This is a genomic window from Caballeronia choica (assembly GCF_001544535.1).
Taxonomy (GTDB): domain Bacteria; phylum Pseudomonadota; class Gammaproteobacteria; order Burkholderiales; family Burkholderiaceae; genus Caballeronia; species Caballeronia choica.
In genome coordinates, this window is record NZ_FCON02000211.1 from 1 (window position 1) to 9,501 (window position 9,501).

Genomic DNA, 9,501 nt, shown 5'->3' on the forward strand with positions numbered 1-9,501 from the left:
ACGCTTTCGTGATGCGGTGACTTGTCGCAAACCGGATCGGCATTCGCCGGGTCTTGCGTGAGCAGATACGCCTGACAACGGCAGCCGCCGAGATCGATCGTCTTCTCGTCGCAACTGCGGCACGGCTCCTTCATCCAGTCGAAGCCGCGAAAACGGTTGAACGCATCGCTCTCGTACCAGATTTCCTTGACCGGCATCTCCTTGACGTTCGGGAACGTCAGGCCCGGCAGCGAGCGCGCCGTGTGGCACGGCAGCGCGGCGCCATCGGGCGCGATGCCGAGGAACACCGAACCCCAGCCGTTCATGCAGCGCTTGGGCCGGCGCTCGAAGTAATCGGGCACGATGAAGAAGATCCTGCACTTGTCGCCGATCTCGCGCCGATAGCGCTCGACGACCGCTTCCGCTTCCTTCAGTTGCTCGGCGGTCGGCATCAACTGCGCGCGATTCGTATGCGCCCAGCCGTAGTACTGCGTGTTCGCGAGTTCGAGATATTCGGCGCCCATCTGAAGCGCCATGTCGATGATCTTGTCGACGTGCGGCAGGTTATAGCGATGCAGCACGCAGTTGAGCACCATCGGAAAGCCGTGCGCCTTGATCGCCTGCGCGACGCGGTTCTTCAGTTCGAAGTGCGCGTGCTGCTGAGGAAGTCGTTGAGTTCCTGCGTCGAGTCCTGAAACGACAACTGGATGTGATCGAGACCCGCGTCTTTCAGTGCGTCAAGGCGTTTGTCGGTCAGCCCGATCCCCGACGTAATCAGGTTCGTATAGAAGCCGAGCTTGCGCGCTTCTGCCACCAACTCTTCGAGATCGTCGCGCAACAGCGGCTCGCCACCGGAAAAGCCGAGTTGCGCGGCGCCCAGTGCGCGCGCCTGGCGCAACACGTCGACCCACTGCGCCGTGCTCAATTCGCTGCTGTGATCCGTGTAGTTCACCGGGTTGTAGCAGAACACGCAATGCAGCGGGCAGCGATAGGTCAGTTCGGCAAGCAGCCACAGCGGCGGTGCGATGGCCGCCGGTTGTGCTTCAACCATCGGTTGCGATAGATCGGTCATGCTCTTACTCCAGCCAGCCGCGCGTTTGCGCACCGGCGATGAACGCGCGCACGTCGGCATCGAGCCCGGTGGTGTTGAACGCCTGTTCCAGATCGGCGACGAGCGCGGGCAGATCGCGCGTGCCGTCGCAGCGCAGAAGAATCTGCGCTGCGCTCTGGTTCAGCTTCACCATGCCTTCGGGATAGAGCAGGACGTGCGCGTCCTGCGCCGGTTCCAATTGCAGGCGGAACAGCTTCTTAAGCTTGGGGCGAATGCGCCATTCGTAGCAGTCGTTCGCGCGGCAGAAACCCAGCCTAGAACCTATGGCGAAACGCCGCACGGATAAGAATCTGATGATTGTTAGAAGAGTCGCCGTAATTCGTAAAGTCAGCAACCGCGGGCTTCCCAATTGACGAAGTCCCGGAGGCTCTCTGCCAACCCGCCCCGATGTAGACATCCGTGCGTTTGGACAACAGGTAGTCCCCCATGACCATGACTTGATGGTAGTGCTGATTACCGACCGTCGTCCCGTTCGAAGTCTTGACACCCTTGCCGAGAAGGTAATCGTAGCCAAGACTGAAGAACACAGACGGTGAAAACTTGTAAGAGGCTCCTACTTCCCCATTGTTGAACCGAGCTGTGCCGCCAGCGAATCCGGCCCCCAAGTTCGCATACTGAATGTTCGACCCAGAGGCAATCAGCGTGACCGGCCCGATCGTATAAGTCCCACCAATAACCACCACTTGGTAAGCCGACGCACTGACATATCCACGATTCAAGGACTGAGAAAGCTGGGAAGCGCCGTTCGCGTTATTGGTAAATAAACCCGAGCCAGCCGTCGTCGATGTCGGGTTCTTGAAGTATTCAAACGCAGCTCCCAGTGAAACCGGCCCGTTGATGTAGCCTGCTCCTACAGAGTACCCACTATTCGCCGTCGTATTGCCTGCAACTCCGCCTACGCTGTATTCGCCGCCAAACGAGAATCCAGAATACTCCGCGCTCATGTACCGGATGGCGTTATTGACCCGCACAGAGTTCCCAGCATTGTCCAGGTCACCAGGATGGGTGAACACTGCGGACCCGACATAACCTGGCAACGTTCGAGCCTCAGGGAAGTAATACACCATGTCGTACTGTCGGCCAAACGTCAGACTTCCAAAGCGGTCGCTACTTAGCCCCACGAAGACCTGGCGGCCAAACGCGGTGCCACCCTGAGCAAATGTACCGTTGTTGATATTTAGCCCTGACTCGAGCGTGAAGATTGCTTTTAAGCCGCCGCCAAGGTCCTCACTGCCCTTCAGACCCCAGCGGCTACCTGTAATTCCCCCCACTGAGTCGAGGAACACTCGCTTCCCACCGTTAGCGCCGCCTGTATTGTTCTGGTACATGACCGCCTCGTCGAGAATACCGTACAGCGTTGTAGAACTTTGGGCCTGAGCGACCGACGAAATCGTGCCGATGGCAACGCCGCACACTAACGAGGCTTTTAACGTGTAATTCATTTTCGTATCCTAATCATCTGATATGTTGCCATGTTCGAAATTTAGGACATCTCGGGATGAGAGATGCCAAGCTTTTGCAACGATCTATCGACTCATACCGTCGTCCGGAGCGCGCGCCTGCGGGCAGTGTCCACACTTTCTAAGCAGGTCGCGAGCCCTGACACTTGGGTCTTTCTAAAGGAGCATCGGCAAGAGTGGGCACAAGGGCGACGAGGTTGCTGCTGCTTCGCGCCCCGTTCGGATCAGCGACCATTTACCGAAAACGCGAGCAATACGTTGACGTCGTTTGATCCTGTGCTAGCTGCGCCGATCTTGCCGGACATCGTGTAAACCATGCCATTGGCAATGGTCGGGCCCATGCCGTCGATGTTCCCTCCCGGCTGACCCATGACACCGTTGACGGTGTTGTACCTGATCGCCGTGGTGCTGAACGCCCAGATGATGTCTCCGCTCGCAGCGTCGTACGCGCGAAGCCAGCCGTCCATCGTTCCCGAGAAGACCACACCCGGCATGACGGCAGGGGCAGCGGACTGCGCACGGATGCATGCACCAAGGGCAAAGTCTTTGGATCGATCTCCTGCATATTTGCACGGTGCCACCGGCGCAGGACGAGACCAGACCAGACGCCCCGTGAACGGATCTAATGCATTCAATCCCGGCTGCGGAGCTGACGGCTTGATGGGCAATTTCGGCTTCCCCATGGGTCGCAATACTTCATCCTGAAGGCCCGTCACATCCGAGTTTGGAACATAGACGTGACGGTGATCGGCTCCGATTCCCCATTCGACTCCGCCCAGTGAGCCGCCCGAGCCAACGCTGACAGTCCAAAGGAGCTTGCCTGACGACGGATCGAGTCCGTACACATTGCTGGCCTTGTCCGCCGCCACCAATACCGGCCGTTTGCCATGAGAACCGAACAGAAGGGGCGATGCGCCAAAGTCGACATCCCGCCCGAGCGGGTTCGGGCAATTGACACCCTTTTTCTTCGACCAGCAACCCATAATGAAGTTATCCGCTGCGGTAACCTGCGTGCTCCAGCGTATGGCCCCACTCTTCATGTCGAATGCCACCACAGCATTCGTTCCCTTCGTGTCGACATCCGTGTAGCTATTGCCGGTGACCGCATAGACGAGCCCTCTCTCGGCATCGACGGTCGGTGTCGACCAAACTGCGCCGCCTGCCGGACCCTGGATCTCGACTCCCACGGCATTCGTTCCCGTCGCCCGAAGCGGCTCGGTGATGACATGGGTCTGCCAGAGCTTCTTCCCCGTTTTCAAATCGAGTGCAGTCACCGAACCACGTGCAGAACAACACGCATAGTCTGGCCGCATCGCGGCGACTTCTTCGCCGGTGCTCATAGGCACGAACACTTGATCGCCGTCGACGACGGGAGCTGCGACGATCTGTGTCAGCGGATTGGACTCAAGTGCGCCGCTGTCCCAGAGCTTTTGCCCGGTTTTCGCGTCATAGGCTCTAACGGCGCCGACGCCAAGGCCCCTGATGCCGATGACGGTAGCCCACCCGCTCGGCGCCACATTCGAGCGAACCACGACGGGGGTCGTCCGCGACGGAGCGTCTTCGACCACCCAATGCACACAGCCCGTATTCGCGTCCAACGCGTAGAACTCACCCGATCTGTTGGTGATGAAGAGCCAATCGCCTACCACGGTGGGTTGGGCCCCGCCGACCATGGCGAAAGACCATTTCACCTTGAGCTTGGCAACATCGGCGTATTTGATGCCCGGGTTGGCCTGGTACCGCGTTCCTCGCGCATCCAGACCCGTGCTTGTCCAATCTGACCGACTACCGACGATCGGAGGGTGTTCAGAACAAAGCGGGTATTTACGAGCCAGCTCCACAGGAGCGGTCTGACCGGCCGCGGCCGCTGTCTCCCCCGGATGCAGGTACGCTGCGACGGCCTGAATCTGCTCGGGAGCCAAGCCCTGCGCCATCGGGACCATGATTCCGGTCGTCAGCGCGTTCACGATGGCTTCGCGTGGCCGTGCGGCAAGGTCGGCCCTGTTCGGCGCTCGTTCGATAGCGGGATCGTGGCAGGCCTGGCAATGCTGCTTGAATACTTGCTCGCCAACCTTTGCCAAGCCATTGGATGGCGGCGCAAGAGTGTCATTTAGATCGGAGGCGCCGGCAACGGAAGCAAGAAAAATTGCGGGCAGCATCAGAATAAGGGAATGCTTGATCACGGCTTATCTCGCAAAAAAGAGGGAGGCGATGCGTCTAGTTGGCTTTGGGCGGCGGTGGCACCTTCATGCGCACCGCGGTCTCGACCCGGCATTCGCCGCGCTCCGACTCACCTAAGGCTGCCGTGCTGCGTGCCGACGAGTCCCCTGCCTTGAGGTAGCGGTCGAACCACTTGATCGCTTCCTCGATGGCCGGCTCACGCACGCCGTCTGCATAGACGCCGTAGTGGGAATGCCCAGGTATGACAAGCAGTTTGCGAGGGCCCTTCACTCGATTGCAGGCAAGGACGCCGCTGTCTTCGTTCGAAAACATGTCCTCCTTCTCCGCGACGATGAACAGCGTCGGTTGAGTAATGCGGTCTGCGTCGAAAATTGGTGCCCATCTGAGGTACTTGTTCCCGACAGGAGCGCCCTCCATTGCTCTCGTCTGCAATCCTTCGCCGGGGTATGCTGCGCGCCCGGTGGCCAGCAAGCTCGCGTTCTCGTTTGCTTTTTCCACTTCCGCCGGAGTACGGTAGGGCATCCTTGGTCGACCGTCGAACGCTCCGACCTGCGACACAATTGCCTTGACTCTTGCATCGCGTGCAGCGACATAGATCACAAAGCCTCCCGAATAACTGCTACCGCGAATTCCGATGTGGTCAGTGTCCACCATGGGCTGGGTCACAGCGTAGTTGATCGCATTGAACCAATCCTCGGTCTGCTCGATTGGGTCGACATATCCCCGGAGCTCTTTGATCTGGGCAGTTTCGGGCTCGCCCCGATTAGCGGTCTCGGATCGTTTTCCGGTCCTCACGACCCGACCATCGCTATCGCCCCAGCCGCGGTAGTCGAAGATCAACACCAGGTAGCCCGCGCGTGCCAGATCGATCGCGTCCTTGCGAAACCGCGCCGCCACCCCACCCCACCCATGAGCCATCACGACGGTAGGCAGTTTCTTGCCTGCGTTTTCCGTGGCGTAGAACCATTGCGCAGACAGACGCACGTTGTCACTGTAGAAGTCGTCCGCTCGGTAGCTGATTCCCTGCGGAGCCTGGTAGCTCCTCGCGGGGGTCATGTCATGAACTGTTGGCGGATATGGAAGCGCCTTGTAAGGGGGCTGCTGTGCGGTTTGTGCGTTGGCAACAAATGCGACCATCAGCGCCGCGACGGGCAGCAATAAATTCTTCTTGATCAAAGCGAGTCTCCGATGTAAACGCGATTCCTGAGCAAACCCATATTTCATTCGGTTGGCAGCGTCAACCGAATGGCCATCTATTGCGGCAGCACATGCCATGTGGGATAGGCGATGCGAACAGCTTCCCCGTCTGCTCGCCAACCTCGACAACGATTCATTTGGGCGGGCGGTTCCTTAGAGGCCTCGTTCGCCGAACCCGAACGCACCCCGGCCTGGACCGCCAAGGTGGGAAACAGCGACAGCAACTCCGAGATGTGCGTACAGCGTTCAAGCGGCCCGATGCGATCGGCCACTTCGCGCCTGAAACCCTTCAACAGATTCGTGCCGACAAGGGGTTCGAGCAAGGACTCGACTCCGTTGCAGACTCCCGCGAATGGCGCGCGGTTGACAGCTGCGACCGCGCCGACGACTTGCAACGACGGGGTCACAGTTAGCCTGACCGCCATCAAATGGACCGGCACTCCTGCCGGATATTTTCGAAGGGCAGTCTCGATGTCGCGTGGTTTGACGTCTTGAAGGATCGCTTCCAGATCCCAGTTGCCATCGCCGCGGCGGAACGCCTGCAGCGTCACCTCACGTGCGTGGACCAACTCCCGGTTCGACGTCGGGTCGGGTAGCAAATGCGATGGCGATAACATGCTGACCTTTATTTGTCGATGGTGGACCTAAACCGCGGTCGTTCTCTGCGGCTGCCGGACCTCATTGATGGACGCGGCCCTTGCAGGGAATGCGAGCGCAACCAACCCGACGAGCAGGAGAAAGCCTGTGATCACGATCAAGCCCAGATTGAAGTTCCCTGTGTGCTGCTTGTCGTAGCCCATCAGGTTCGACGCTCCAAATCCAGCCAAGCTGCCCATCGTGTTGATGGCTGCGATCGCGGGCAGCCGCGCGCACGCCCTTCTCACAAAGCGGTCTGAGCCCTGGGCGCTCTCGTCTCCGGCTCCCACCGGCAGCCTGCCGGCAAAACCCCGGCTGCTAGCGGTGGAAATGACTAAACTGTTGAGGCGGGCACTGTAGCTCCGGCAGCCATCGCCCACTCCAGACTTGGGGCTCTGCTGCACGCCACCACCCTCGCCGGACGTGCTCCCCCAGTAGACCTGCCGGATGGCATCCGCATCGTAAGGTGCCAAATCGGCCGGCCAGTATTGACGACCAGCGGTGACCCTCCATCCGGTTGTTGACGCGAGGGCGACGTAGATTTGACGTCCCCACGCGAGGGCACCTTGCCCGCGCTTGCCAGTATCCGTGCTCAAGCCCTTCGGCGTGTCAAAAATGGCGGACAGACCGGCCCCCAGGTCTTCCATACCCCTGAAGCCGAGCCGGCTGCCCGGACCGACGCCTGACTCGAGGCGCTTCACGTTGGGCGTGCCGCCTCCCTCGCTGCCGGTGGTCGCGGAAGCATGAAGAATGCCGAAAGCCGCAATGTTGTTTTGCGCCTGCACGCAGGCGAACGGGATGAGCGTAGCCAATACGGCTCTGATTCTTTTCATACGGCGAGTCTCCTGTTGATTGACGCTCCGGGCGTCGATCAAAGGGCCCGTCAGGTTCGCCGACCTGATGGCCTCTATCTTCTGAATGCATCGATCCCACTTGTTTGCGAGCGGCCTTGAGGGGCCTCCCTACGACTTGGTTTCTGATGCTTTGGTATCAGTCTCGGCGTAGAGCGCGGAGCCGTACAGCCCATGCGCTCGATAGTTGCTATGCACGCGATACATTCCACTTCGTGCGCCGCACGATTCCGAGCTTCCGGGCCTGCACCGCGAAACACAGGACCTGCAGGTCGCGCCAAGGGCTAGCACAGGCGCAATGCAATGGACCGAGCGAGAGGGCCTCCGAGCACTAGGGCCCGGAGGCAACTGTCTGTCAGACGACCTCGAATAGACCGGCGGCGCCCTTGTCGCCACCAACGCACATGTGAGACTGCTGCGATCGGGCGGGCCCTGGTAGCCCGGCTGTTCTCCGAACTCCCCAGCTTTATCCGGCCGTCAGTCTGAAAGTGCTCGAAGGGTCGTGAGGCCAGGTTGAGGAATGGCTGGTCGATGCAGTTGAGCGTGGCTTTCCTTCGTGATGGTCAGCTTGAGAAAGTCGAGCAGGTTGCGTGCGTAGAAAGCCGAATCGTCGGCGACGACCATCGATGCAAGATTGGTACAAGCGACGATATGCGCGCGCGTGAACCTATGCCGCGTGTCGTGCGAGCCAACTTGGCGGCATCCGACGCGCATAGCCGCCGACGCCCGCCGCCGCCCCGCAATCTTCATCGGTTTCGAAGAGCACGTCGACGAACTTCGCGCCCAGCGATTCGATCTCCTCCTTATGACTGGCCGCGCATCGGAAGCTTCGACCACGGCGCGGAGACGGTTGATCGTCGCGATCGACTCCAGGCCCGCGGCGAGCCTTCCGATGTTGTCGGTGTTGGAAGGATCGTGCATACCAGCGTGCACGCTGCTTAACCTAAGCAAAGGCGATTCGGCTTCACTTGGGGACGGGACTTTGACAACGATCGCGGCGGTAAAAGCGGTGTTCGCATCGACCCGCTCGGCGTCCGCAATGGCGTAAGCATTTTCGATAAAGCTTGCCGACAAGCCCGCGCCGCTTTGCACCGTGGTCCGGTGACCTTGCGACACGAACTTCTTGACCGTCGCGGGCGAAGCGGCGACGCGCGTCTCATTCGTCCGTGTTTCAGCAGGCACGCGGAAGTGCATCTCTATATCCTCCAGTTTTTACACACGCTGCCACGAGGATCGCGCTAGCGCCAAGGTCTGCTTTCAGAAGGTGGGCCATGAGCAACAAGGGCATCAAATGATGGCGACACGGTTTGAGCAGAGAAGAAGCCTTCGCACCGCCATTCGCAAGGCACGCCCCCCCTTCACGTTTTTACATGTTCGGGTAATTTGGCCCGCCGCCGCCTTCGGGCGTCGTCCAGACGATGTTTTGCGTCGGGTCCTTGATGTCACACGTCTTGCAGTGGATGCAGTTCTGCGCGTTGATCTGCAGGCGCTCGCCGCCGTCGTCGGTCTTGACGAATTCGTACACCGCAGCCGGGCAGTAGCGGCTCTCCGGTCCCGCATAGGTGCGCAGGTTCACGTTCACCGGCACTGACGCGTCTTTCAGCGTCAGGTGCGCCGGCTGGTTCTCCTCGTGATTCGTGTTCGAGATGAACACCGACGACAACCGGTCGAAGGTCAGCTTGCCATCCGGTTTCGGATAGACGATCTGCTTGCATTGCGACGCGGGCTTGAGCGTCTCGTTGTCCGAGTGCTGATGATGCAGCGTCCACGGCACGTTGCCGCCCATCACCTTCTGCTCCAGCCCGACCATGAAGGTGCCGAGGTACAGGCCCTTGCTCATCCACTGCTTGAAGTTGCGTGCGCGGTAGAGTTCGGTCTTGAGCCACGAGGTGTCGAAGGCATCGGGGTAGGCAGTGAGTTCATCGGCCTGACGCCCGGCTTGCACCGCGTCGAACGCGGCTTCGGCGGCCATCTTGCCGGTCTTGATTGCCGCGTGCGAACCCTTGATGCGCGACGCGTTCAGGAAGCCCGCATCGCAGCCGACCAGCGCACCGCCCGGAAACACGAGCTTCGGCAGCGACATCAG

At 60.1% G+C, this 9,501-nt stretch carries 7 protein-coding genes and 2 pseudogenes; all 9 read right to left on the reverse strand.

Features of this window, described 5'->3' with window-relative positions:
• Positions 1–1,051 (reverse strand): annotated as a pseudogene (gene pqqE, locus AWB68_RS39830) (pyrroloquinoline quinone biosynthesis protein PqqE); the annotation flags it as partial.
• Positions 1,052–1,055: 4 nt separating this feature from the next.
• The gene (pqqD, locus tag AWB68_RS39835; protein ID WP_087649689.1) at positions 1,056–1,304 is read right to left on the reverse strand and encodes a pyrroloquinoline quinone biosynthesis peptide chaperone PqqD; all 249 of its coding nucleotides are present in this window, start codon (positions 1,302–1,304) and stop codon (positions 1,056–1,058) included.
• 40 nt (positions 1,305–1,344) lie between these two features.
• Entirely contained in the window at positions 1,345–2,532 is a 1,188-nt protein-coding gene (locus AWB68_RS39840; protein WP_087649684.1) for a porin, read from the reverse strand.
• 242 nt (positions 2,533–2,774) lie between these two features.
• Positions 2,775–4,733 carry an outer membrane protein assembly factor BamB family protein gene (locus tag AWB68_RS39845; protein ID WP_087649685.1) on the reverse strand — a complete coding sequence of 653 codons (1,959 nt, stop codon included), beginning with the start codon at positions 4,731–4,733 and terminating at the stop codon, positions 2,775–2,777.
• Between the two features lie 34 nt (positions 4,734–4,767).
• Complete coding sequence (locus AWB68_RS39850; protein WP_160110155.1) at positions 4,768–5,907, reverse strand: alpha/beta hydrolase; 1,140 nt, start codon at positions 5,905–5,907, stop codon at positions 4,768–4,770.
• A gap of 77 nt (positions 5,908–5,984) precedes the next feature.
• Positions 5,985–6,545 (reverse strand): DUF2889 domain-containing protein, encoded by a 561-nt coding sequence (locus AWB68_RS39855; RefSeq protein WP_087649687.1) that lies wholly within the window; start codon positions 6,543–6,545, stop codon positions 5,985–5,987.
• A 27-nt stretch (positions 6,546–6,572) separates the two neighbouring features.
• Positions 6,573–7,397 (reverse strand): porin, encoded by an 825-nt coding sequence (locus tag AWB68_RS39860; RefSeq protein WP_087649688.1) that lies wholly within the window; start codon positions 7,395–7,397, stop codon positions 6,573–6,575.
• A gap of 495 nt (positions 7,398–7,892) precedes the next feature.
• Positions 7,893–8,609: pseudogene (locus AWB68_RS39865) on the reverse strand (Rossmann-fold NAD(P)-binding domain-containing protein).
• Between the two features lie 172 nt (positions 8,610–8,781).
• Positions 8,782–9,501 (reverse strand): electron transfer flavoprotein-ubiquinone oxidoreductase (locus AWB68_RS39870; protein ID WP_200828930.1); only part of this gene is annotated, 720 nt, incomplete at its 5' end.